Consider the following 25,304-nt stretch of genomic DNA (forward strand, 5'->3'; position numbering starts at 1 on the left):
GATTTCTTATGATTTTGAAAACCAGTTAAACTCCAGACATTCTCTGAGCTGCATGCGGCTTCTCTGCAAAATCTTCCATAAATTAGTCGTGGAAACATTCAATTCCTGACTGACTTCCGGTGCTTTTTTTTCTTCGATATAATACATTTTCAACAGAATCTTCCATTTGGAGGGCAATTCCTCAATGCACTCTTCAAGTGTTTTATTAAAATCCTTGTTGTCTAAAAGCTCATCTTCCTCTCCTGATACATTCCAGTCATTTAAAACATCATTATTTTTCCATGATCCGGTTTCATCAAAAAAATGATCAAGTCGGATATTGGGTTCCGATTTGTATTTTTTCCGGTAAAAATCTGCAACTTTTCTATTCAGAATAGCCATCAGCCACGTAAGCGCATTACTTTTCCCTTCAAAAGAATCATAAGCAGAATAAGCTGCAAGAAAAACTTCCTGAACCACATCCTGTGCATCTTCTTTATTCGAAAGTACATACAGTGCCCGCTTCAAAAGCGGCCCTGAATACTGTTCTATCCAGCTTTTCAGCTCTTCATCTTTTGTCATTGAAAGTGTTTTGCCTTATCTAAGATCATAGCGAAGGTAGTAAGTTAAGCCGGAAAATGCAAAACAAGATTGATTATTACAAATTATAGCCGTCTCAAACCTCGCAGGTTTTGAAAACCCGTGAGGTTTAGGACACATCCATATCCAAAGCCGGGCACCATTCAAAACATAGCATAAAATTATTACAAATCGCTTAAAAATAGTAAATTTGCATCTTATCAAAATTTGATACTAAAAAAAGCAAAAGCAATACTATGACATCACAAGAGATACGTCAAAAATTTTTAGATTATTTTAAAAGTAAGGAGCATTTAATCGTTCCTTCAGCTCCTATTGTGCTGAAAGACGACCCTACCCTTATGTTTTCCAACTCCGGAATGACGCAGTTCAAGGATTTTTTCCTTGGCTACAAAACCCCTACCGCCCCTAGAATTGCCGATACACAGAAGTGTCTGAGAGTTTCAGGGAAGCACAATGACCTGGATGATGTAGGGAGAGATACTTACCACCACACTATGTTTGAAATGTTGGGAAACTGGTCTTTCGGGGATTACTTCAAAAAAGAGGCTATTGCTTTTGCCTGGGAATTACTGACTGAAGTATACGGAATTCCAAAAGAAAATTTATACGTTACCATTTTTGAAGGTGATGCTTCAGAAAATCTGGACAGAGACCAGGACGCTTACGATTTCTGGAAATCTCATATTTCAGAAGACAGAATCATCAACGGAAATAAAAAAGATAACTTCTGGGAAATGGGTGAAAGCGGACCATGCGGACCGTGTTCGGAAATCCATGTTGACTTGAGAACGCCTGAAGAGAAAGCGAAAGTCTCCGGACTTGAATTGGTAAATAATGACCACCCTCAAGTAGTTGAAGTATGGAACCTGGTTTTCATGGAATTCAACAGAAAGGCAGATAAATCTTTAGAGAAGCTTCCTGCTCAGCACGTAGATACGGGAATGGGCTTTGAGCGTCTTTGTATGGCGCTTCAAGGGAAGTCTTCCAACTATGATACGGATGTTTTCACTCCGCTTATTGCTAAAGTTGAGGAACTTTCAGGTAAAAAATATACCGGAATTTTACAAGACGAAAAGGATATTGCGATCCGTGTTGTGGTAGACCACATCAGAGCAGTTTCCTTTGCTATTGCAGACGGACAATTACCTTCCAACGGAGGTGCGGGGTATGTTATCAGAAGAATTTTAAGAAGAGGAATTTCTTATTCTTACCGATTCCTGGATATGAAAGAGCCTTTCCTTTACAAACTGGTAGCTGTACTGCAGGAGCAGATGGGAACTTTCTTCCCGGAAATCGAAAAACAGGGAAAACTTGTTGCTGAAGTGATCAAAAGTGAAGAAGATTCTTTCTTAAAAACTATTGAAAACGGTCTGATCAGAGTAGAAAAACTGATCCAGCAGACTATTGCCAATAATCAGAAGGTATTACCAAGTGAAGAAGTTTTTGAACTGTATGATACTTATGGTTTCCCTGATGACTTAACAAGAATTATTGCTGAGGAAAAAGGATTAACAATTGATGAAGCTGGTTTCAAAGCTGAAATGGAGAAACAGAAGCTTCGTTCAAAAGCTGATTCTGCTCAGAAAGTTTACGATTGGGTTACCTTAGAAGAAAGAGATGAAAACTTTGTAGGATACGATCAGATTGAATCCGAAACCTATATCACAAGATACAGAAAGGTAGAAAATAAAGACGGAGAATTTTACCAGGTGGTATTAAGCAGCTCTCCTTTCTATCCTGAAGGTGGTGGACAGGTTGGAGACAAAGGTGTTCTTGAAAATGCGGTTGAAAGCTTTGAAGTATTGGAGACTAAGAAGGAAAACGGATTGATTATTTCGTTGATCAATGGTCTTCCAAAAGATGCCGGTGCTGTTTTCTATGCTAAAGTAAACGCTTCCGAAAGAAAAAATTCTCAGGCTAACCACTCTGTAACTCACCTTCTGCACGAAGCTTTAAGAGAGGTGTTAGGAACTCACGTAGAACAGAAAGGTTCTTATGTAGGCCCTGATTATCTTCGTTTCGACTTCTCTCATTTCAACAAAATGACTGAGGAAGAATTAGCACTTATTGAAGAAAAAGTAAATAAAAAGATCAAAGAAAGTATTGCTTTACAGGAGTTCAGAAATATTCCGATTCAGGAAGCTCTGGATAAAGGAGCAATGGCTTTATTTGGTGAAAAATATGGTGACAGTGTGAGAATGATCCAGTTTGGAAGTTCAAAAGAACTTTGCGGAGGAACTCACGTAAAAAACACCAGCGAAATTGGTCATTTCAAGATCACTTCTGAAGGTTCTGCAGCTGCGGGAATCAGAAGGATTGAGGCTATTTCGGGAGACAAATCTGAGGAGTATTTTAACAATCTTGAAAAACAGATCACTGAACTTTCTCAGTTATTAAAGTCTAAAGATGTGGTAAGATCGATCGAAAAACTGATCGAAGAAAATACTTCATTGAAGGCTGAAGTAGATGCTCTTAAAAAGGAAAAAGCAAAAGGAGAAATCGGAGAATGGAAGAATGCTTATGAGCAGAAAGGCAACAAGCAGCTTCTTGTGAAGAAAACTTCTCTGGATGCAGGTTCTGTAAAAGACATCGTTTTCCAGTTAAAGAGAGAAATTCCTACTTCAGTAACGATTATTCTTTCTGATGCAGATGGAAAACCAATGATTACCGTTGGAGTTTCTGATGATCTTGCTGCTGATTACCAGGCTGGAGCTATCGTAAAAGACCTTGCTAAAGAAATCCAAGGTGGCGGTGGTGGAAACCCAGGTTTTGCAACTGCGGGTGGTAAAAACCTTGAAGGGTTGGAAAACGCTTACCAAAAAGCTTTGAATATCTAAAATAGAAACCTCTATTATAAATTTTAACTCCGGCTGTCTCAAAATTGAGACAGCCGGAGTTGTTTTTAGTGCATATCATATTATTTTAACACAAAGTTTTTTCTATATTACTTTATATTTCAAGTGGCAAAGAATGGAATCAACTTCATTGATTCTGACTAAGCGTGTGTACTATTCTTACTTCTCGCAGATGAAAAAAATTTTGAAAAATTACATAAGCCGGATATAACGCTCATGCTATCATCAATATTTTCGTCAGCAAATGCCTTTTCGATCGAAAAAAGCAGGAAATAAAACTTTTGCGTACTCTGCGCTATACCATACTATTCTTTATTCCTAAGATTTCATCACAGTCTTTTTTATTTATACCCGTTCTAATTATTGATCTTATCTTAACAAACCATTACTTAATCTTAAACTATTTGTTTTATCTTTTTAAAACTCAGTTAATACAAGACCTTTAGTTTTGCCATAATCGAAATTCAAAAAATATAATTATGAAAATAAACAAAACTATTGGAGCGCTAGTCTTTGCTTCTCTTGTATTTCAAGGCTGCAATGATGACAACGGTAACTCTGACACTCCTGTCAATGATAAAATCAAACTTGAAAATTTTTCTAAAGAACCCGCTTTCGTTTATGGAATGAAAGATTTTGAAAATTTAAATATAACTACCCTTATTTCCAGTTCTGACGTTCTTCCAGGTTCTCCCGATTTCGTTTTCGGAGGCCAGCCGGACGGAATGGGTCTTATGAAAGATCCAAACTCAGACGGCTATCTGATGATCACCAACCATGAGATCAAGCAATCGGTATCAAGAGTCTATTTAGACAAAACTTTTAAGCCTGTAAAGGGAGAATATATCTTAAACGGAACCGGAGGAATGACAAGATTATGCTCCGCTACATTGGCAACTCCGGAAATTCATGGTTTCAGTGCATTCCTTACCGCCGGAGAATCAGGTGAAGAAAGTATGGTACATGCTTTAAACCCTTTGGCACCAGTGTCTCAGGCAACTGATAAAACAAGGGTAAAACCGGCATTAGGAAAGGCTTCTATGGAAAATGCAGTTCCGCTTCCTAAAGATGTTTCTAACGGAAAAACCTATATCATCATTGGTGAAGACCAGTCTTATTCTTCTTCTCACCAGTCTGCAGGACAGCTGATCATGTATGTAGCAGATACACAGGGAGATCTTGATAACGGTAAGTTGTATTCTTTAAAAAGAACCAACAGCAACTATACTGAAACGGATATGACGAAAGGAAGCAGCTACGACGTAGAGTTCGTAGAAATTCCTAACGCTAAAAACCTTACCGGAACTCAGATCAACCAGAAAAATATTGACAATAATGCGATCCGCTTTTCAAGAGTGGAAGATGTAGATTACAGAAAAGGAGCTGGAAAAGGAAGAGAAATCTACTTTACCGCTACAGGTGAATCTTCTGACGGTGTTAATCCAAAAGCCGGATTAACCATGTGGGGAAGAGTCTACAAGCTTGTTCTGAACGCCAATAATATGCTGACAGGAAAACTGGAAGTGGTTGCAGAAGGTGATTCTAATCCGGGAAATAATCTGATCAATCCTGACAACTTATGTGTAACTGAAAACTTTGTATACATCCAGGAAGACGGAGATTCTTATTACAAAAATGCCAATCACGATTCTTATATCTGGCAGCTGAATATTGCCACCAAACAATACAAACCGTGGCTGAATATGAGGCACAACAGAGGTGACTCTGCATGGCAGACAGCATACAACCAATCCGGAGATCTGCAGAAGTACGGTTCATGGGAGTTCGGAGCAATGGTTGATATTTCAGACATCATCGGAATCCCTAATACCTTCTCTGTGAATATCCATTCTCATACATGGCAACTGGATAAATTCAAAAATCCTGACGGTTCCGGAATCAACGCCAACAAAGAAGGTGGACAGATTGTAATCATCAGAAACGTAGAAAAATAGTTTTAATTCCTTCATATCCAATTAAAGTATCAATAGAAAATCTCTGTTGATACTTTTTCATACCTATGAATAAGCATTCAAAATACCCGATACTCCTTTTTCTTTACTGTGCAGCAGCGCTTTTTACCCTTTATTACTGTAAAAACGATAAGCAGCAGCCGATATACGAAGATCTTGGTTCTGTCAAAAACAGGATTATCAAAACCAATGTTGATTTCGAAAAGCAAATTAACAAACTGAAAACTCTGGTTACTAAAAACGCTGATGAAAAGCTTCTTCAGAAAAAATTTCAGGATATCCGAAAAACCTACAAAACAATGGAATGGGCGGTAGAATACTTCCTACCCCACTCCGCAAGGTTTATCAACGGTCCTGCCCTTCCTGAAATAGAGATGGACGAACATACGGAAATAGAACCCGAAGGGCTTCAGGTTTTGGAAGAAATGTTGTATCCATATGATAAAGGAAATAAAGAAGAAGTAATCCGGATGCTTAATAAGCTCATCAATAAAAGCAATACCATAGAAACCAACTTTCAGGTTATTACTATCAGTAAAGATCAGGTTTTTGATGCCTTAAGACAGGAAGCTTTCAGAATTTCCAGCCTGGGAATTTCAGGTTTTGACACACCCGTTTCAGGAGTATTTTTAGAGGAAATGCCATCTTCTCTGCAAGGAATAAAAGAAACTTTGGAACAGATCTCCACTGATCGTTCGAAAAATAAAGCCTTAAAAAGTCTTGTGGCAGAGATCAGTTCAGCCATTAATGTACTGAAGAAAAACCCCGACAAAAACACATTTGATTATGTCAATTTCATTCCGGATCATCTGAATAGAATCACAGCTCTGATGCTTGATTTTAAAAAGCAGGAGAACATTCCTGATGTTGACGTAACGACCGCTTTAAACAAAAATGCAGCTACATTCTTTAGTAAAAATGCTTTTAATCCTAATGCTTTCACTCCCGGAAAAGAATACGCTTACTCTGAAGAAAAGGCAGCTCTTGGACATCAGCTTTTTAATGATAAAATATTATCCAACAGCAATAACCGAAGCTGTGCAACATGCCATATTCCAGAGAAAGCATTTACAGACGGTCTAGCCAGAGCAATGTCCCTTGAAAATTCAGAACTGGCGAGAAATACACCTTCACTCAACTATGCAGGATATCAGCATGGCCAGTTTTGGGATATGAGAAAGGATGATCTGGAAGGACAAAGCTCAGATGTGATCTCCAATAAAGAAGAAATGCACGGTGACCTGAATATCATTCTTGCCAAAATCAATCAGGATAAAAATTATCAGGCCGCATTCAAAAAAATTTATCACTCCCAAAAAACTGAAGTATGGCAGCTTCAAAATGTACTGGCGAGCTATATTCGTTCGCTCGCAAAATTCAATTCAGATTTTGATGAACATATGAGAGGAAATAAATCAGCGATGACAGACAATCAAAAGCGTGGTTTCAATCTTTTTGTGGGAAAAGCCCAGTGTGCCATCTGTCATTTTCTTCCTTTATTCAATGGTACAGTGCCTCCGAATTTCAAAAAAACTGAGCAGGAAATATTGGGTTTGGCAGTAAATGCAGAGAATAAAACACTTGATGCCGATCCGGGAAGAGGAAAATTTCATGAAACAGTTCCTTCTTTGCAGCATTCTTTCAAAACACCAACTCTCCGAAACATTCAAAAAACAGCTCCTTATATGCACAACGGAGGGTACAAAACATTGAAAGAAGTGATGAATTTTTACAACAAAGGTGGTGGAAAAGCTTTTGGATTTAAAGTGGAAAATCAGACTCTTTCTGATGATCCGTTACAACTTACTGATAAAGAAACAGATGATATCATTGAATTCATGAAAGCGCTCAATGATCAATAAAAGACGATTCTAAAACACAAAACAACGAAAAACCACAAAACTCCTGAATCTTAATTGCTAAGGAGTTTTTTTATTTGAAAATTCCTTTAAAATACAGAAAGACTATCTGATCATTTTTTCATTTGTCTTTGTCTTTACAAAGTCCATGAAAACATTAGATTAAATCAATGTTATACTCTGTTAAAAACTTTTCTACAAGAATAAATATCATTATTTTTGACGTAGTTTTTTTACATGAAAAGGGGTTTACTGTTATTATTTTTCCTGATCTGCTTTTTGGGGTATTCACAATCAAAAATTAAGGTTGTGGATGACGCCAGTCAAAAGCCTGTCTATAAAGCAAAGGTATCCTGTGACAATACAGTTATCGGATACACCAATGAACAGGGTATTCTGGAGTTTAAAACAGGATGTAAAAATATTGATATTGATGCAGATTCTTATCAGAGAGAAACTATCACAGTTGAGAGCAGCATGGAAGTTTCCCTGCTTAAAAAAACATCAAAGACAACCAATATTGAAGCTGTAGTTATTGAGGATAAAAGTGACCCCAGAGCTCTGGAAATTCTTAAAAAAGTCAATAAATTATTCAAAGAAAACTCACCCAAAAGTTTAGGTTCCTATTCTTACAAATCCTACGAAAAAATCTCTCTTGATATTGATGAGGACAGTCTTTCGCAGTTTAATCAGTATTTTAATGATTTAAATATTTTCAAGAAAAAAAGGGAAAAAGACTCGCTGAATAATATCAACGCAAGAAAAATATTTTCAAAAAGTAAACTCTTCCTTTGGGAAAGAGCTCAGGAGTTTTTGTACTCCAAAAAGTATGGTGAAAAGATCAATATTCTGGACAACAGAATCTCCGGTCTGAAGCAGCCTATTTACGAAATGATCGCACTCCAGCAAAGTAACAGGGATGTTGTTCCCGAACAGATAAAACCCGAAAACAGAGGACTTTACAGATTCTTTCTTTCAGATACGGTTACCCTTGACGGAAGGAAAAACTTTGTAATCCGCTTCCGTGAGGTAAATTACAAAAAGCCGGACAGAAAACGAAAGTATAACGGTGCTATTTATGTAGACACCGAAACGTACGGAATCAAAAAAATCGAGAATTTCAGTAAAAATAAAAACGAAGGAATTATTACCAGTACCTGGGTATTCTACAATAACAAATGGTTCCTTGCCCATGAAAAAGCCAAGCTTAAAATGGGTAAAATGGCCATGGATGACAAAGTGCATGCCGATGATAAGAAAGACAAAAAAAGCTTTGGGACCTATGCTTTCCTTACCTCAAAATATTTTGATTTCGAATCTCCTATTGAAGAAGATCCAAAGGATTTTAAAGGCTATACTTTCTCGGTAAAAAATATTGACGGTCAATCTCTGGACCGCTACAGGACAGATCCCCTTACCGAAAGGGAACAAAATACCTATAAAACCATCGACAGTTTAGGTAAAAAATATAAAATCGACAGCAAAGCACAGATTTTATCAGGTTTACTGAACGGACAGATCAGAGTCGGTTCTGTAGACTTTGCTGTGGATGAAATTGTCAATTATAACTCCTATGAAGGTTTCAGATTAGGTTTAAAAGCCAAGCTGAATGAAAATTTCAACCCTTATTTTTCACCTGACTACTATTTTGCATATGGTGTGAAAGACCGAAAATGGAAGTATGGAATGGGGCTTGATATGAAAACCACACTGGAAAAGAATTCCTTTTTCAGATTTGAAGTGTATGATGATGTAACAGCATCCGGAGAATTCAACCGAAAGATGTGGAATTTCAAGATGAGAATGATGAACTTCGGGAATAATCTGAATAATGACCGGTATTTCCACTTTAAAGGAATGTCATTATCTTACCTGAACGATGTCACCAACGGACTTACCGTTGCTCTTGCCGTAAGAAGAAACACAGAAGAAGCTGAGTTCGATTATCAGTTCAGAGACCGGGGAACATCTTACAGAAACTTCAATACCCTTTTCACCCTGAAATATTCTCCGAATTCTACCAATATTATGACCCCTCAGGGAAAATCTCTGATTGATCAGAAATATCCTGAACTGTATTTTAATTATGAGCAGAGTTACAAAATACTGCAGGGGGATTTTAATTATTCCCGTTTTGATGGTTTGTTTGTTCATAATTTCAAAACACCGATCGGGACCACAGGGTTCCGATTATATGGAGGTCTTGTTCTTGGTGGGGCGCCTATCTGGAAAAACTTTACGATGAACGGACTGGCCTCTCCTGGTAAAGACTTCAATTTTAACCTTACATCTTACCTTGGGTTTGCCACACTGGAAGGCGGAAAATACTATAATGATAGGTTCATAGCGTATTACTTTACGCATAAACTTCCATGGTATCTGAAAAGTTTCGGACACAATGTTTCCAGCTTTGATTTTGTCTTAAGAGGAACTATCGGTGATATGAAACATCCGGAATACCACCAGTTTAAATTCAGAAAACTGGATCACCTGTATCAGGAAGTCGGTGTGGAATGGAACAATTTCCTTTCCAGCTATTTTAATCTTGGGGTATTCTACAGAGTGGGTTATTATGCAACGCCACATTTCAAGGAAAACTTCGCCATTCAGTTTAAGCTGAAATTTCTCGAGTTTTAATCGTCCGGAAAATACAAAATCTTTATTTTTGGATGAGAATTCAGAAATATTCAACGATACTATATAAAAAGAACATGCAGAAAATCGAAATCAAAGCAGAACAGTTTTTTGAATTATTAAAATTAAAAGACACTCCGATGTGGGAAATTTTCTCACAGATGATCGATGGAAATGAAAAGGAAATTATCTTTTTGGACAACGAAGACAAGATCCTTTTTAATTATATTCTACCTTCTACACAGGAAAAACTGGAAGAAGACAGAAAAGAATTTTCAAAACAGTTTTCAGAGAAACTAGCTGAATTTAATTAAGCAATGTTATGAATAAAAATTATATTTTTTCTCTGTTAAGCCTTTTCCTGTTTACCCTCGGAAATGCTCAGAATTATAAAAAACCATTAGTTTCTGCTATCAGAGAATCTGATCTCCGCACCGATATGTATCAGCTTGCTGCAGACCAGTTCTGGGGCCGTGAAGCCGGAACTCTGGATGAATTGAAAGTTTCTATGTGGTTGGCTGACAAAGCGAAGGAAGCCGGAATGAAACCTGCCGGAGATAATGGAACATTTTTCCAGTTTTTTGATATGTACAGGCATCAGGTGATTCCACAAAGCAGCCTGAAAATCGGAGATACCAGTTTGAAATTATGGAAAGATTTCCTTGTCGCTGAACCTGTAAACGCTTCATTAGATGCTGACATAGTGTATGCCGGAAACGCAGAGCCTGAAGAGCTTGCGAAATTGAATATCAAAGGAAAAGTTCTTGCTGTAAACGCTTCTGACAAGAATATTTCAAAAGATATGACACTTTTTGTAAGAAGATATCCTGGATTTGTAAGAAATAAATACTACAATAAAGCTTCTGAATTGGGAGCAAAAGCTATTATTTTCATCACTGATGATATTTCTGAACAAAGCTGGGTGGAAGTTTTGCCTCAAATGACAAGAGGAAGCTACGGTGTGGAAGGATTAAGAGAAAAAATCACCAATAATATTCCTGTTTTGTGGATCAAAAGAGAAAATGCTGGCTGGGTAAAAAACAATCCTAAAGCCTCTCTGAACCTGATCACTGAAACTTACAAATATCCATCCGTTAATATTATCGGAAAAATTGATGGTACAGATCCTGTTCTTAAAAATGAATATGTTCTGTTAAGCGGACACCAGGATCATGACGGGATCAGACATCCTGTAAAGAATGACACGATCTACAACGGTGCTGATGATAATGCCAGTACTTGTGTTGCCATGTTAGCAATGGCAAGAGCTTATAAAAAACAGCCGGGAAAAAGAAGTATCCTGTTTGTTTTCCATGGTGCTGAAGAAAGAGGATTGCTGGGTTCAAGATGGCATGCAGCACATCCTGTTGTTCCGAAAGAGAAAATTGTAGCCGTTCTGAATGGTGATATGATCGGAAGAAATGACAATAATGAAGCTGCTCTATTAGGAGGAAATACTCCTCACAAAAATTCTGAAGAGCTGGTAAAAATGGCCGAAGATGCCAACAATGAAAGTACAAAGTTCAAATACCTTAAAGATTGGGATTCTCCAAGCCATGCTGAGTATTTCTATTTCAGAAGTGATCATCTTCCGTATGCTAAGATTGGAATTCCTGCAATATTCTTCACAAGTGTACTGCACGATCAGTATCATACTCCACAGGATGAATCAGAAAATATCAATTACAAAAAGCTCTATAAAATGACTGAATGGATGTACAGAACATCCTGGAAAGTAGCTAATGAAATAGAACGTCCGAAAGTAATTTCGAATTTTTCGCTTGAAAGATAATTTATAAAAAGAATTATATTTCTTTTGTCTTGAAACAAAAGAAACATAAATTCAAGACTCAGAAACTTCAGCTAAAAATGAAATCTGTTCTCTAAAAACTCTGAACTCACGCGGAAACAATCTATGTTGAGAATCATATTTTGTCCCGCACTCAGACAGTAGAGTTTTTTAACGTTCACAGAATTCATTTTCTTAACGTTTCACTTTCTTATGTCATTTGATATTGCCAGAAACATAAAAGCTTCACAGAGTGTGAAGCTTTTTTCATCATTGTGTTTTTAGAATCTGAAATACGAAATAATTTAATATTGATTATGATTGGAAACCGTTAATTTTTTTAATTCATCATATTTCTTTTGTCTTGAAACAAAAGAATCAAAAATTCAAGACTTAGAAACTTCAGCTAAAAATGAAATCTGTTCTCTAAAAACTCTAAACTCATGCGGAAACACTCTATGTTGAGAATCATATGTTGTCCCGCACTCAAACACTAGAGTTTTTTTAACGTTCACAGAATTCATTTTCTTAACGCTTCAGTTTCTTATGTCGTTTTTCAATGTCATCAAAAAAATAGGTCTCTTTTTACATCTAAATCCTTTTAAATAAGTAAATTCATCAGAGAAGGATCATTGTTCAGATAGTTGACAAAGAAATCATATTGTTTCATTTTATCAATTAAAGGAATGAAATCTTTGTTTTGCTTCAGAGCAATTCCTACGACTGCTATTCCCTTTTCTTTTGAATTTTTCTGGGTGTATTCAAAATAAGTGATGTCATCATCAGGTCCCAGTACATCCATTACAAAGGTTTTCAATGCTCCGGGACGCTGTGGAAATCTGACCAGAAAATAATGCTTAAGTCCTGCATGAAGCAATGCTTTTTCCTTGATTTCTTCCATACGGGTAATATCATTATTGCTCCCGCTGATAATACACACTACGTTTTTACCTTTTATTTCTTCTCTATATTTTTCCAATACTGCTACTGAAAGTGCTCCCGCCGGTTCTACCACGATAGCATCTTTGTTGTACAGTGACAATATGGTTTCACAGACAAGTCCCTCATCTACTGTAGCCATATCATATAGTACATCTTTACAACGTTCAAAAGTGAGATCTCCCACTTGCTGTACGGCTGCACCGTCTACAAAACGGCTTATTTTTTCGAGAAGAACGGGTTTACCTTTTTCAAGGGCTTTTTTCATGCTTGCTGCTGCGGATGGTTCTACACCTATAATCTTTGTTTGCGGAGACAACTGCTGAAATACAGTACAGACTCCTGCTGCCAATCCCCCGCCGCCTATCGGAACAAAAAGATAATCAACCACACCTTCTGTCTGTTCCAGAATCTCCAGTGCTGTTGTTGCCTGTCCTTCAATAATTGCCGGATCATCAAAAGGATGGATAAATACGCTGTTATGGTCTTTACAAAACCTCATCGCAGCATCTTTAGATTCATCGAATGTGTCTCCAAATAAAACAACATCAATGTATTCTCCACCGAACATCTTCACTTGTTCAAGCTTTTGTCCGGGAGTTGGCAAAGGCATGAAAATCGTTCCTTTAACCTTCATGGTCTGACATGCAAAAGCAACGCCCTGGGCATGATTTCCGGCGCTGGCACAAACAACACCTTTTGAAAGTTCTTCCTCAGACATGGTGGCCATCTTATTATAGGCTCCTCTTATTTTATAGGATCTAACCCTTTGAAGATCTTCTCTTTTAAAACAAATATTAGACTCATAAATAGCTGACAGATTATTATTCACAGCTAAAGGTGTTTTTACCACTACATCTTTTAATCGTTCCTCCGCTTTATAGACATTTTCTAGAACGGAGGAACTTACTTCCTCTTTCATCATCTGTTTAGTAATTAATTGTTTTCGGGTCTCAGGCTTCGTACCGTCTTACCTGCTTTCCACATTTCGCTTTCTCTCAGTTCTGTAAGTTCGGCTTCCAATTTTTCACGATAATCCGGTTTGCTGTTGCTGTCTATGGAACGTTGAGCTTCATTTCCTTTGGCTACATTATCATACAGCTCTTCAAACAAAGGTGAAGTAGCATCTCTGAAACGTTTCCACCAGTCCAAAGCTCCTCTCTGAGCGGTTGTACTGCAGTTGGCATACATCCAGTCCATTCCGTTTTCTGCTACCAATGGCATCAATGACTGAGTCAGTTCTTCTACGGTTTCATTAAATGCTTCAGAAGGGCTGTGCCCATTTTTTCTCAATACATCATACTGAGCAGCAAATATTCCCTGTACGGCTCCCATCAGCGTTCCGCGTTCTCCGGCTAGATCACTGTAAACTTCTTTTTTAAAGTCGGTTTCAAAAAGATATCCGCTTCCTATCGCAATTCCCAATGCTGTTACTCTTTCTCTGGCTTTTCCTGTAGCATCCTGATAAACGGCAAAACTGCTGTTTAAACCTCTGTCCTGCAGAAACATTCTTCTCAATGAAGTTCCTGAACCTTTAGGAGCTACCAGAAATACATCTACATCGGCTGGAGGAACAATTCCAGTACGCTCGCTGAATGTGATTCCGAAACCATGAGAGAAATACAATGCTTTTCCTGGGGTAAGATGCTGTTTTACTTTCGGCCAGTATTCTATCTGTGCGGCATCACTCAAAAGATAGCAGATAACAGTTCCTTTTTCCAGTGCTTCTTCGATTTCAAATAAAGTTTCTCCCGGTACAAATCCGTCTGCGACTGCTTTATCCCAAGATTTGGAGTTTTTTCTCTGTCCTACAATCACATTAATTCCGTTATCTTTTTGGTTTAAAGCCTGTCCAGGTCCCTGTACTCCATAACCAATCACTGCTACGACTTCATTTTTTAATACTTCCTGAGCTTTTTCCAACGGAAATTCTTCTCTTGTTACTACATTCTCCTCTACTCCTCCAAAATTCAATTTTGCCATTTTTTTTGATTTTTATTTATTATTGATTGTGATGTTTAATTTTTACACTTAGCTGGCATATTCTACTGCCGTCAGGTATGGATTTCTGTGGTAATGTACTTCCAGAACGTCTACCTGTTTTTCCATTTGTCTGCTGATCTTCTGAACAGAATCTTCTGTTTCTCTGATTACGATGACAAACTTTTTTACTTTTTCTATTTCTGAGGGTCCTACATTGAAGGTCACCATAGAAATTCTTCTTCTTGAAAAAATAGCATTGATGCGGCTGATCAATCCTAAATAATCTTCTGTATACGCTGTAATGGTATATTCTTTATGATCTGTTTTCATCTTTTTTATTTTTAAACTTTATTATTTAATACAATTTCCGAAACACTTTTTCCCTGAGGGATCATCGGAAATACATTGTGTTCTTTTCCTGTCATTACTTCAAGAAGGAAAGATCCTTTGTGATCCAACATTTCACGGAGCGCCCATTTTAAGTCTTCCCTCTCGGATACTTTTTTTCCGGGAATATTATATCCCTTTGCCACCTGAACAAAATCGGGACTCTGAATATCTACGGAGGAATATCTTTCTTCGTGAAACAATTCCTGCCACTGCCTTACCATTCCCAGATAGCAATTATTCAGAATTAAGATCTTCACTTCCGGATGATACTGCATAATGGTTCCCAGTTCCTGAATATTCATCTGAGCTCCTCCGTCTCCCATCACAGCAATAACAGGACGGTTTGTTTCTGCATAAGAAGCTCCTATCGCAGCGGGAAGACAGAATCCCATGGTTCCCAGCCCACCACTTGTGACATTGGTTCGGGAATGTTTGAACTGAGAGTATCGGCATGTCGCCATCTGATGCTGTCCTACATCTGTTACAATAATTGCTTCTCCATCTGTGATCTCATTCAACTCGCGGATAACCTCTCCCATTGTAATCTCACCTTCTTCAGGGTAGAGCTCCCTATGAATCAGATTGATGCTTTCAATTTCATGACATTTTTTAAATCTTTTATGCCAGTGATGATGTTCTCTTTTTACGATCTTTTCTGTAAGAAGAGGAAGCGTATGTTTGCAGTTTCCCAGAACGGGAACATCTACTTTTACATTTTTATTAATCTCTGCGTTATCAATATCCAGGTGAATAATCTTTGCCTGCTTTGCATATTGATCCAGTCTTCCGGTCACGCGATCATCGAACCTCATTCCGACAGCAATTAAAACATCACATTCATTGGTTAATATATTCGGGCCATAGTTTCCGTGCATTCCTACCATTCCCACCGCTTGTGGATGATAAGTTGGAATAGCACTCATTCCCAGAACCGTCCATGCTACCGGAATTCCTGATTTTTCTGCAAACTGTAAGAACTCCTTTTCAGCTTTCCCCAACATAATCCCCTGTCCTGCGATGATAAATGGCTTTACAGCATTATTGATCAGCTGTACTGCTTTTTCAATACTATCAAAACATGGATCAGGATCGGGTTTATAGCTTCTCAGTGAAGAACATGGAGAATATCCTTTATAATCAACAGACTGCAGCTGGGCATTTTTGGTAACATCAATCAGAACAGGACCAGGGCGGCCTGACTTTGCGATGTAGAATGCTTTTGCCAATACTTCGGGAAGTTCATTAGCATCGGTTACCTGATAATTCCATTTGGTAACCGGACTTGTGACGTTCATCACATCTATTTCCTGAAAGGCATCGGTACCGAGAAGATGTTCAAAAACCTGTCCTGTAATACAGACCAAAGGGGTATTATCCAATAACGCATCTGCCAATCCTGTTACAAGATTAGTTGCTCCCGGGCCGCTTGTAGCCAATACAACACCAACTTCTCCTGAGACTCTTGCTAAGCCCTGTGCTGCATGTACTGCTGCCTGCTCATGGCGTACCAATATATGTTTCAGATTTTCTTTATAATCATAAAGGGCATCATAAATAGGGATAATGGCACCTCCCGGATATCCGAAAACGGTTTTCACCCCTTCCTGAAGAAATGCTTCAAGAATAATCCGGCTTCCGCTCAATTGTATTTCTGTTGATAGATTCAGATTTTCCATATTTTTTTATTGAGTGATTTCATCTGTTACACAGCCTTCTGCAGCTGATGATACGGTTAATGCATATTTATAAAGCAATCCTTTCTGTACTTTAAGAGCTGGTTTTTGCCACCCTTTTTTTCTTCTTTCTATTTCTTCTTCTGAAACTTTGAGCTGTATGGTGTTGTTGACAGCATCAATTTCAATCAGGTCATTATCGTTTACAAAGGCTATCAAACCTCCTTCGTGCGCTTCGGGAGTAATGTGTCCTACTACAAAACCATGAGTTCCTCCGCTGAATCTTCCATCAGTAATCAAAGCGACACTGCTTCCCAGTCCTGCTCCAATCAGAGCACTGGTGGGTTTCAGCATTTCCGGCATTCCGGGAGCTCCCTTCGGACCTTCATGACGGATGACAATGACATCGCCATGCTGTACGGTTCCATCCTGAATTCCTCTGATTAGATTTTTTTCGCCATCAAATACGCGGGCTTTTCCTACGAAGCGCTCCCCTTCTTTTCCTGTAATTTTGGCTACACTTCCTTTTTCAGCAAGATTTCCGTATAATATTCTCAGGTGCCCTGTTTCTTTTACAGGTTCTGATAATGGCTTAATAATCTTTTGAGTATTAAAATCCAGATCGTGAACATCTTCTAAATTTTCAGCTAATGTTTTTCCGGTTACTGTTAAACAATCACCGTGTAATAATCCCTGGTTCAGAAGGTATTTCATTACTGATGGTATTCCTCCGTGCTCATACAGATCCTGCATCAGGTATTTCCCGCTTGGTTTTAAATCTGCCAGTACCGGAGTTTTATCGCTCATCTTCTGGAAATCATCCTGAGTAAGCGGTACTCCCACACTTTTTGCCATGGCTATAAAATGCAGAACGGCATTGGTACTTCCTCCAAGAATAACAATCATTCGCAGCGCATTTTCAAAAGCTTTGCGGGTCATGATATCCGAAGGTTTAATATCTTTTTCCAATAATATTTTCAGGTATTTTCCTGCTTCAAGACATTCTTCCTGTTTTTCTTTGCTTAAAGCCGGGTTGGAAGAAGAATACGGAAGACTCATTCCTAAAGCCTCTATCGCGGAAGCCATTGTATTGGCCGTATACATTCCACCACATGCACCGGCTCCGGGGCAGGAATTTTTTACAACCCCATCAAAATCTTCTTCAGTAATTTCTCCTGCAATCTTTTTCCCTAAAGCTTCAAAAGCTGAAACGATATTAAGCTGTTCTCCTTTGTAGCATCCCGGAGCTATGGTTCCTCCGTACACCATGATGGATGGTCTGTTCAGTCTTCCCATTGCGATGATAGTTCCCGGCATATTTTTATCACAGCCTGGCAATGCGATCAATCCGTCGTAGTATTGCGCTCCACAGATGGCTTCGATGCTGTCTGCAATTACATCACGGCTTACCAGAGAATAACGCATTCCGTCTGTTCCATTGCTCATTCCGTCACTTACTCCGATGGTGTTAAAAATCAATCCGGCTAATCCGTGGTTCCATGTTCCTTTTTTTACGACCTGGGCCAGATCATTCAAATGCATATTACAAGTGTTCCCGTCATAGCCCATACTGGCAATTCCGACCTGAGCCTTATGCATATCTTCTTCTGTAAATCCTATCCCGTACAACATGGCTTTGGCTGCGGGTTGTTCGCTATTTTGCGTGAATGTTTTTGAATATTTATTTAACATACTTTTCCTACATTTTCTATTCTTTTCCTTTTCTTCAAATAGAGTTCTTTACTAAATTTTGATCCAAAACTACATTTTGTAATATTCTTTTCATTTTCATTTTTTCTAAAAACTACAATATTCAATTATTAAGAAAATAGAACCATTCAACTGATAATCAAATATTTAAATTCATAATATTTACAATGACAGAACTCTTACTAATTTTAAATATGCCTGTTGTACTCTCCCACTTGCTGTGTTTTCCCAATCTTTGGTAAAAGGAACATCATCAAGTGAATCAAGGGCAACAATTTCTGCTGCCGTACCACAGAAAAATCCTGCATCTGCACCACGCATTTCCTGTGGTTTAAAAAAGGTTTCTTTTACAGGAATGTCAAGCTCTTTACAGATCTCCATAACGGTTTGTCTTGTGATTCCCGGAAGGATACTTCCTTTAGCCGGAGTATATAAAACCCCGTCTTTTTCATAGAAAACATTGGCACCTGAGCTTTCGGCAACATTTCCGTTTTCATCCAGAACCAGTGCTTCATCATATCCTTTGTCTTTGGCATCCTGACAGGCCAATATGGAGTTTACATAATGTCCGCCTACTTTGGCTTCCACCTTGAAAGCCTTAGGATTAGGACGTTGAAAAGGGGAAGTCATGATTTTCATTTTATCTGCCAGATAGCCGTTATTCCATTCCCAGGCAAGAAGTGACAGATAAGATTTTTGTCCTTTTGAGAGTGACATATTGGGCGAACACGTAACCAACGGACGGATATAAGCATCTGTAAATCCATTACGATCCAGAAGTTCATAGGTAAGTTCTGTAAGCTGATTTACGGAATAATCAAAAGGAATATGCATGAGTTCTGCCGATCTCTTAAGTCTTTCGTAGTGTTCTTTTGCTTTGAAAATTTGAGTTCCATGATCTGTGCTGTAGGATTTGATGCCTTCAAAAACAGAGTACCCATAGTGAAGTGATTGGCTGTAGAGATCTGTTCCGGCGTCTTTCGCTTTCATAAATTTTCCGTCAAAGTAGATGGTCGTGTCGTCGTTGTAATACATATTATAGAGGTTTAAAAAATTAGTAATGGGAATAAAAAAAGCCCTCTCACAGTGTGAGAGGGCTCAATATATGTACAGTCATACATGTTCCTTCTCACAGCCGTAAGGGAATAATAATGACGATAATAATTACTGATAATAACTGATACATACTTTTATACTATAAAAAATTAAAAACAAAAAAAACCGTTTCATAGTTTGAAACGGTTTTATATATAATTTAAATTAAAATCTATTTAAAATGCCGTTTCCTTACTGTTGTTAATGACAACAGCAATAATAGAAATGACAATAATATTTTTCTGATTCGTAAAATTCATATTGCAAATGTATAAACTTTTTAATTACTCACAAGTTTTTTTTGCACTTTTTATTTTTTTCGTAAAAACTGGTTCAGTGTTTCTTTTGCTTCAGCCACATCATGAACCCTCAAAATTTTAGCTCCCTGTTCCAATAATTTCATGTGCAGTTTCTGTGTTTCCTCATTGATGTCCAGCGGTGATTTTCCAAGAGGTTTGTAGATAAACGACTTTCTGGAAATACCTATTAAAAGAGGAAATTGTCCGAATCCCAGATATTCAACTTCATGGATCATTTTCATCTGATCTTCTACTGTTTTTCCGAAGCCAAAACCAGGATCAAGAATGATATCATTCACTCCTTTTTCTAAAAGTTCTTTTGTTTTTTTAGCAAAATACTGGTTCACTTCCAGCGTAATATCTTCAAATTTTATTTTATCATGCATGGTTTCATAAGAAGGATTTACATGCATCAGAATGTAAGGCAACCTCGTTTCAGCAGCTGTATCAAACATTTCTGTATCATACTGACCTCCAGAAATATCATTAATCAGATCAATTCCTTCATTAAATCCAAATTTCACTGTTTCTGCATAAAAAGTATCCAGGGAAATCAGGGCTTCCGGAAATTCTTTTTTGATCAGAGAAATCAGATTTCCAATTCTGTTTTTTTCTTCGGAAGCACTTAAAAATTCGGCATTGGGACGTGTAGACTGAGGGCCAATATCCAGTATTTCTGCTCCATCCTTCAACAGTTTTTCAGCATGCTTTAATGCTGATTTTTCATTATTGAACTTTCCGCCATCGGAGAAAGAATCCGGTGTCATATTAAGGATTCCCATGATTTTTGGGGTGTCCAGTTGTACTAAACGACCGTTGCAGTTGATTGAGTATGTTGGAGAGCTGGAGGGTTGGAGGGCTGGAAGGTTGGAAAGCATGAGTTTAGTATTGAGAGATGATGATTTATAAATGATAATTGATAATTGATGAATGATTTCTGTGCTGCAAAATTAGTGATTTATGAGTTTTAAAAAGAGATTAAATTGAGGATGGAAGTTGGAAGCTGGAGGCAGGAAGTTAAGTAAGCCCTCTCAAACACTAAAACCCTCTTACTCTAAACCACGGTAACACGAATCCCGAAACCCGAAACTCTAAAACTCTCCCACCCTCTCACTCACAAACTCAGCTCATCAAATTCAAAAATCTAAAACCGAATTCGTATATTTGGAAGATTAAGAAAATTTATGCTAAAAACATCAGTACAGTTCGAGAAAGTTATCAGTCAGTGCCGTGATCTTTTCGGTAAAAAATTACAGGATTATGGTGCAGCATGGAGGGTTTTAAGACCAAGCTCTATTACGGATCAGATTTATATCAAAGTCAACAGGATCCGTACACTGCAGATGACTGATAAAAAAATGGTGGATGAGAGTGAAGAAGATGAATTTATCGCCATTGTGAACTATTCTATCATTGGACTTATTCAGCTGGAGAAAGGCCTTTCCAATGATTTCAATGAAAATAAAGAAGAAATTTTAGGTCTTTATGATAAGTATGCCAATGAAGCAAAAGCTTTGATGGAAAGAAAAAATCATGATTATGGTGAGGCATGGAGGGATATGAGAATTTCTTCAATCACAGATCTTATTTATCAGAAAGTATTAAGAACTAAACAGATTGAGGACAATCAGGGAAAAACCATTGTTTCGGAAGGGCTTGATGCCAACTATTTCGATATGCTGAATTATGCAGTCTTCTGCCTGATCAAATTCTCAGAAAAAGAAAATCAATTCGAACCCAAAAATATTTAATATGCTCAAAGGTTTATTACGCTTTATTATTGCTGTTATTTTTATCCTTTCAGGCTTTGTAAAAGCCGTGGATCTGGTAGGTTTTTCTTTCAAAATGGAAGAATATTTCGCACCTCCGGTTTTCAACATGCCATTTTTAGAAAAGTTTGCCCTGTTATTTTCCATTATTGTAGTGGTACTTGAGCTTTTCTTAGGATTTATGCTGCTGCTTAAATTAAAGCTTAAATTTACCTTATCCATATTAATTGCACTTTGTATTTTCTTCGGATTTCTTACTTTTTACTCAGCGTATTTCAATGTTGTAACAGATTGTGGATGTTTTGGAGATGCTATCAAATTCACTCCTTGGCAGAGCTTCTTAAAAGACGTTGTACTGCTGGTAGGATTGATTATTTTATTCATCCTTTACAGAAAAGATTTCCGTAAAAAAGATGAATATGGAGTTACTCCGAAAGAGTCTTCCAACATATTTAAATATATCCTTTTAACAGTATTTTCTTTAGGAATGATTTATGTTATGGCTCAAGGAATTATGCATGAACCGATCATAGATTTCCGTGATTATAAAATAGGAACAGACATTAAAGCTGAAAAAGCAAAAATTGATAAAAATCCTTCCGAATATAAAACTTTCTACACATTGAAAAATCAGAAAACAGGAGCTGTTGTAAAAGTAAATCAGGATGATTATATCAAAAAAACAGAATACTGGGCAGAAGGCTCTCCATGGAAAATTGAAGATGGGAAAAATGAATCTGTCCTGATCAAAGAAGGATATAAATCTGAAATTGTAAAATTCAAGATTGAAGATCCTACAGGAATGGAAGTTACCCAGGAAATCATCAACGCACCAAAAGCCGTTCTTGTTTTCTCCTATCATCCAAAAGATGTTCCTGCAGACCTGCTTCAGAAAGTGGAAACGAAAGTAAATACACAGAAAGGTGCTCTTATCTACGGAATTTCTACAGAACCGAATACTTTTAAAACTATCAAAAATGTACTAATGGACGGAACTGCCATCAAAACAATAGCAAGAAGCAACCCATTTGTACTGATTCTTGAAAACGGAAAAATTGTAGACAAACAACCTGCAAAGGACTACGTTGATTAATTATAAATGATGAATTATAAATGATATGTTACGACAGATATTTGTATGCAATTATCAATTATCAATTATCAAATTTAAACACTAAACTTAAACATACAACAACTCATGCAAAAATCAAATAAATCAATCGCCGGTTATCATTTACTTATGATCCTTTCTTCTGTAGATGGAGAATTTGCTCCTGAGGAAGGAATGCTGGTACAGCAATACATGGCAGATGAATTTCCTTTCAGAATGAATCTTGATAATGAACTTGAAACCCTGGCTCTTTTACAGCCTGAGGAATGGAAAGATCATTTTGAATTCCATGCAAGATGTTTCCACGAAGATTCTACAGAGGACGAGCGTGTGAAATTTGTTCAGTTTGCAAAGTCACTGATCAAAGCAGACAATAAAGTAACGGAAGAAGAACATACGTTCTACTTACTGTTGAAAAATCTTTGGGGACTATAATCTAAGAACAGATCCAAGCCAAAAAATACCATGAAAAAAATTTATCTAGGACTATTAGTAATGAGTGCATCTACATTTCAATCTCAGACATTTCCCAATATGAAGACTCCTGTTGCAGAAAAGCAGGAACATATCAGAGAAATCCACGGTGATAAGGTTAATGATCCTTATTACTGGATGATTGATTATTTTAAAAAAGGAAAAGATTCTACCAAAGTTGTTGATTATTTAAAGGCTGAAAACACGTATTGGAAAGGCATGATGAAGGATACTGAACCCTTCAGAGAAAAGCTTTTCCAGGAAATGAAGGCCAGAATCAAGGAGAAGGATGAATCTGTACCTGTTTTTAGAAACGGATATTACTATTACAGCCGCACAGAGACCGGAAAACAGTATTTTAAATACTGCAGAAAGAAAGGCAGCCTTACTGCTCCGGAAGAAGTTCTTCTGGATGTAGATAAAATGGCAGAAGGTCATCCATATTATTCTGCTGCTGGCTTCAGCATCAGTCCGGATAATACCAAAATGATCTACGGAGTGGATGATGTTTCCAGAAGGCAGTACAAATTATTTTTAAAAGATCTTTCTACAGGAGAAATCACGGATCTTGGTATTAAAAATACAACAGGTTCTGCAACATGGGCCAATGATAACAAAACAATTTTCTATACTTCTAAAAATCCTGAGACTCTTTTAACAGAAAAAATTTTCAGACACACGCTGGGAACGGATTCCGGTAAAGATATTCTGGTATATGAAGAAAAAGATAAAACCAACTATATCAGTGTAGGAAAAACAAAAAACAATAAGTTTATCCTGATTGATTCCCGTGCTACCACTTCTTCTGAAACCAGGTATCTGGATGCCAATGATCCTAACGGAAATTTCAAAATTTTTCAGCCCAGGATCAATAATGTACTTTATGATGTAACTTCACTTGAAGATAAATTTTTGGTAACAACCAATAAAGATGCTCTTAACTTTAAGGTTGTAGAAACTCCTTTAGATAAAACGGGAGTTGAAAACTGGAAGGATTTTATTCCGCACAGAAAAGATGTTCTCATGGAGGATATTACTGCATTTAAAAATTATCTGATATTCAGTGAAAGACAAAACGGACTTTCCCAACTGGTAATTTATGACAGAAAAACAGGAAAAAAGGAGTTTTTAAAGTTTGATGAGCCTACTTATACTGTTTATTCACTGGATAACCCTGAATATAACACGGATAATTTCCGTTTTGGGTATACTTCTATGATTACACCAAGTTCTCAGTATGAACAGGATTTAAAAACCGGAAAACGAGTTCTTTTAAAACAACAGGAAGTTCTGGGAGGTTACAATAAAGACAATTATACAACGGAAAGACTTTTTGCCACAGCAAAAGACGGAACGAAAATTCCAATCTCCATTGTTTATAAAAAAGGGTTCAAAAAAGATGGGAACAACCCTCTTCTACTCTACGCTTACGGTTCCTATGGAAGTTCTATGGATGCCAGTTTCAGCAGCACCAGACTGAGCCTTTTGGACCGGGGTTTTGCATATGCAATTGCTCATATCCGCGGAGGTCAGGAAATGGGAAGACAATGGTATGAAGATGGAAAAATGATGAAAAAGAAAAACACATTTACCGATTTCATCGATTCCGGAGAATATCTGGTTAAAGAAAAATATACTTCACCTAAGCATCTTTACGCTCAGGGAGGAAGTGCAGGTGGTTTACTGATGGGTGCTATAGCCAATATGAGTCCTAATTTATGGAATGGTGTTATTTCACAGGTTCCATTTGTAGATGTAGTGAATACGATGTTAGACACTAGTATTCCACTTACGACCAATGAGTATGACGAATGGGGAAATCCCAATAATAAGGAAGCTTATTTTTATATGAAATCTTATTCTCCATATGAAAATGTAGAGAAGAAAAGCTATCCGAATCTTTTGGTAACAACAGGATTACACGATTCTCAGGTACAATATTTTGAACCAGCGAAATGGGTTGCCAAGCTAAGAGATATGAAAACGGACAAAAATGTACTGTTATTGAAAACAGATATGGAATATGGCCATGGTGGCGCTTCCGGAAGGTTTGATTATCTGAAGGATGTAGCTTTGGTATATGCTTTCATGTTTAAACTGGAAGGGATTACTAAGTAATAAGTTTTGCAAAAAGAAAATTAAAAAATAAATAAATCTATATTTAAATCT

Annotated in this window: 18 protein-coding genes; 10 read left to right on the forward strand and 8 right to left on the reverse strand. The window is 37.4% G+C overall.

Annotated elements, in window-relative coordinates; translation table 11 throughout:
• Window positions 1-6: 6 nt before the first annotated feature.
• On the reverse strand, window positions 7-561 hold the full coding sequence (locus A1704_RS05550) for a sigma-70 family RNA polymerase sigma factor (protein ID WP_062671234.1): 555 nt from the start codon (window positions 559-561) through the stop codon (window positions 7-9).
• Between the two features lie 254 nt (window positions 562-815).
• On the opposite strand from A1704_RS05550, the gene alaS reads away from it, so the two are divergent.
• The 6 genes from alaS to A1704_RS05580 all read left to right on the forward strand — a co-directional run bounded on the left by alaS (window position 816) and on the right by A1704_RS05580 (window position 11,695).
• Window positions 816-3,419: an alanine--tRNA ligase gene (gene alaS, locus A1704_RS05555; RefSeq protein WP_062671236.1), complete on the forward strand. Its 2,604-nt coding sequence runs from the start codon at window positions 816-818 to the stop codon at window positions 3,417-3,419.
• Between the two features lie 497 nt (window positions 3,420-3,916).
• Window positions 3,917-5,392, forward strand: a complete 1,476-nt coding sequence (locus A1704_RS05560) for an alkaline phosphatase PhoX (RefSeq protein WP_062671238.1) — start codon at window positions 3,917-3,919, stop codon at window positions 5,390-5,392.
• A 65-nt stretch (window positions 5,393-5,457) separates the two neighbouring features.
• Entirely contained in the window at window positions 5,458-7,272 is a 1,815-nt protein-coding gene (locus tag A1704_RS05565) for a cytochrome-c peroxidase (protein WP_065119520.1), read from the forward strand.
• A 306-nt stretch (window positions 7,273-7,578) separates the two neighbouring features.
• The gene (locus tag A1704_RS05570) at window positions 7,579-9,906 is read left to right on the forward strand and encodes a hypothetical protein (RefSeq protein ID WP_238590578.1); all 2,328 of its coding nucleotides are present in this window, start codon (window positions 7,579-7,581) and stop codon (window positions 9,904-9,906) included.
• 74 nt (window positions 9,907-9,980) lie between these two features.
• Window positions 9,981-10,217, forward strand: coding sequence for a hypothetical protein (locus tag A1704_RS05575; protein WP_062671616.1), 237 nt, complete (start codon window positions 9,981-9,983; stop codon window positions 10,215-10,217).
• Between the two features lie 8 nt (window positions 10,218-10,225).
• Window positions 10,226-11,695 (forward strand): M20/M25/M40 family metallo-hydrolase, encoded by a 1,470-nt coding sequence (locus A1704_RS05580; RefSeq protein WP_062671243.1) that lies wholly within the window; start codon window positions 10,226-10,228, stop codon window positions 11,693-11,695.
• 598 nt (window positions 11,696-12,293) lie between these two features.
• On the opposite strand, the gene ilvA is transcribed toward A1704_RS05580, so the two are convergent.
• The 7 genes from ilvA to folP all read right to left on the reverse strand — a co-directional run bounded on the left by ilvA (window position 12,294) and on the right by folP (window position 20,659).
• The gene (gene ilvA, locus A1704_RS05585) at window positions 12,294-13,556 is read right to left on the reverse strand and encodes a threonine ammonia-lyase (protein WP_062671245.1); all 1,263 of its coding nucleotides are present in this window, start codon (window positions 13,554-13,556) and stop codon (window positions 12,294-12,296) included.
• 11 nt (window positions 13,557-13,567) lie between these two features.
• On the reverse strand, window positions 13,568-14,614 hold the full coding sequence (gene ilvC, locus A1704_RS05590; protein ID WP_034692308.1) for a ketol-acid reductoisomerase: 1,047 nt from the start codon (window positions 14,612-14,614) through the stop codon (window positions 13,568-13,570).
• 48 nt (window positions 14,615-14,662) lie between these two features.
• Window positions 14,663-14,944, reverse strand: a complete 282-nt coding sequence (locus A1704_RS05595; protein ID WP_062671248.1) for an ACT domain-containing protein — start codon at window positions 14,942-14,944, stop codon at window positions 14,663-14,665.
• Between the two features lie 11 nt (window positions 14,945-14,955).
• Window positions 14,956-16,680 carry a biosynthetic-type acetolactate synthase large subunit gene (gene ilvB / locus A1704_RS05600; protein WP_062671250.1) on the reverse strand — a complete coding sequence of 575 codons (1,725 nt, stop codon included), beginning with the start codon at window positions 16,678-16,680 and terminating at the stop codon, window positions 14,956-14,958.
• A gap of 6 nt (window positions 16,681-16,686) precedes the next feature.
• Window positions 16,687-18,369: a dihydroxy-acid dehydratase gene (ilvD, locus tag A1704_RS05605; RefSeq protein ID WP_062671252.1), complete on the reverse strand. Its 1,683-nt coding sequence runs from the start codon at window positions 18,367-18,369 to the stop codon at window positions 16,687-16,689.
• 180 nt (window positions 18,370-18,549) lie between these two features.
• Complete coding sequence (ilvE, locus tag A1704_RS05610) at window positions 18,550-19,422, reverse strand: branched-chain-amino-acid transaminase (RefSeq protein ID WP_062671254.1); 873 nt, start codon at window positions 19,420-19,422, stop codon at window positions 18,550-18,552.
• 370 nt (window positions 19,423-19,792) lie between these two features.
• Entirely contained in the window at window positions 19,793-20,659 is an 867-nt protein-coding gene (gene folP, locus A1704_RS05615) for a dihydropteroate synthase (protein ID WP_062671256.1), read from the reverse strand.
• A gap of 306 nt (window positions 20,660-20,965) precedes the next feature.
• Between folP and A1704_RS05620 the strand changes: the two genes are divergently transcribed.
• The 4 genes from A1704_RS05620 (at window position 20,966) to A1704_RS05635 (ending at window position 25,253) form a co-directional block, all read left to right on the forward strand.
• Window positions 20,966-21,532, forward strand: coding sequence for a DUF1599 domain-containing protein (locus A1704_RS05620; RefSeq protein WP_062671258.1), 567 nt, complete (start codon window positions 20,966-20,968; stop codon window positions 21,530-21,532).
• A gap of 1 nt (window position 21,533) precedes the next feature.
• A complete protein-coding gene (locus tag A1704_RS05625) occupies window positions 21,534-22,643 on the forward strand; it encodes a BT_3928 family protein (RefSeq protein ID WP_062671260.1) in 1,110 nt (369 codons plus the stop codon).
• A 105-nt stretch (window positions 22,644-22,748) separates the two neighbouring features.
• Window positions 22,749-23,096 carry a tellurite resistance TerB family protein gene (locus tag A1704_RS05630; RefSeq protein WP_062671262.1) on the forward strand — a complete coding sequence of 116 codons (348 nt, stop codon included), beginning with the start codon at window positions 22,749-22,751 and terminating at the stop codon, window positions 23,094-23,096.
• Between the two features lie 30 nt (window positions 23,097-23,126).
• Complete coding sequence (locus A1704_RS05635; protein WP_062671265.1) at window positions 23,127-25,253, forward strand: S9 family peptidase; 2,127 nt, start codon at window positions 23,127-23,129, stop codon at window positions 25,251-25,253.
• Window positions 25,254-25,304: the final 51 nt, after the last annotated feature.

This window comes from Chryseobacterium cucumeris (assembly GCF_001593385.1).
Lineage (GTDB): Bacteria > Bacteroidota > Bacteroidia > Flavobacteriales > Weeksellaceae > Chryseobacterium > Chryseobacterium cucumeris.

What these genes read in the sequence shown, in the direction of transcription:
- A1704_RS05635 (WP_062671265.1), top strand. Translation starts at nt 23,127, where the DNA reads ATGAAAAAAATTTATCTAGGACTATTAGTAATGAGTGCATCTACATTT.
- A1704_RS05560 (WP_062671238.1), top strand. Translation starts at nt 3,917, where the DNA reads ATGAAAATAAACAAAACTATTGGAGCGCTAGTCTTTGCTTCTCTTGTA.
- folP (WP_062671256.1), bottom strand. Translation starts at nt 20,659, where the DNA reads ATGCTTTCCAACCTTCCAGCCCTCCAACCCTCCAGCTCTCCAACATAC.
- ilvA (WP_062671245.1), bottom strand. Translation starts at nt 13,556, where the DNA reads ATGATGAAAGAGGAAGTAAGTTCCTCCGTTCTAGAAAATGTCTATAAA.
- A1704_RS05630 (WP_062671262.1), top strand. Translation starts at nt 22,749, where the DNA reads ATGCAAAAATCAAATAAATCAATCGCCGGTTATCATTTACTTATGATC.
- A1704_RS05595 (WP_062671248.1), bottom strand. Translation starts at nt 14,944, where the DNA reads ATGAAAACAGATCATAAAGAATATACCATTACAGCGTATACAGAAGAT.
- ilvE (WP_062671254.1), bottom strand. Translation starts at nt 19,422, where the DNA reads ATGTATTACAACGACGACACGACCATCTACTTTGACGGAAAATTTATG.
- A1704_RS05575 (WP_062671616.1), top strand. Translation starts at nt 9,981, where the DNA reads ATGCAGAAAATCGAAATCAAAGCAGAACAGTTTTTTGAATTATTAAAA.
- A1704_RS05565 (WP_065119520.1), top strand. Translation starts at nt 5,458, where the DNA reads ATGAATAAGCATTCAAAATACCCGATACTCCTTTTTCTTTACTGTGCA.
- alaS (WP_062671236.1), top strand. Translation starts at nt 816, where the DNA reads ATGACATCACAAGAGATACGTCAAAAATTTTTAGATTATTTTAAAAGT.
- ilvD (WP_062671252.1), bottom strand. Translation starts at nt 18,369, where the DNA reads ATGTTAAATAAATATTCAAAAACATTCACGCAAAATAGCGAACAACCC.
- ilvC (WP_034692308.1), bottom strand. Translation starts at nt 14,614, where the DNA reads ATGGCAAAATTGAATTTTGGAGGAGTAGAGGAGAATGTAGTAACAAGA.
- ilvB (WP_062671250.1), bottom strand. Translation starts at nt 16,680, where the DNA reads ATGGAAAATCTGAATCTATCAACAGAAATACAATTGAGCGGAAGCCGG.
- A1704_RS05625 (WP_062671260.1), top strand. Translation starts at nt 21,534, where the DNA reads ATGCTCAAAGGTTTATTACGCTTTATTATTGCTGTTATTTTTATCCTT.
- A1704_RS05550 (WP_062671234.1), bottom strand. Translation starts at nt 561, where the DNA reads ATGACAAAAGATGAAGAGCTGAAAAGCTGGATAGAACAGTATTCAGGG.
- A1704_RS05580 (WP_062671243.1), top strand. Translation starts at nt 10,226, where the DNA reads ATGAATAAAAATTATATTTTTTCTCTGTTAAGCCTTTTCCTGTTTACC.
- A1704_RS05620 (WP_062671258.1), top strand. Translation starts at nt 20,966, where the DNA reads ATGCTAAAAACATCAGTACAGTTCGAGAAAGTTATCAGTCAGTGCCGT.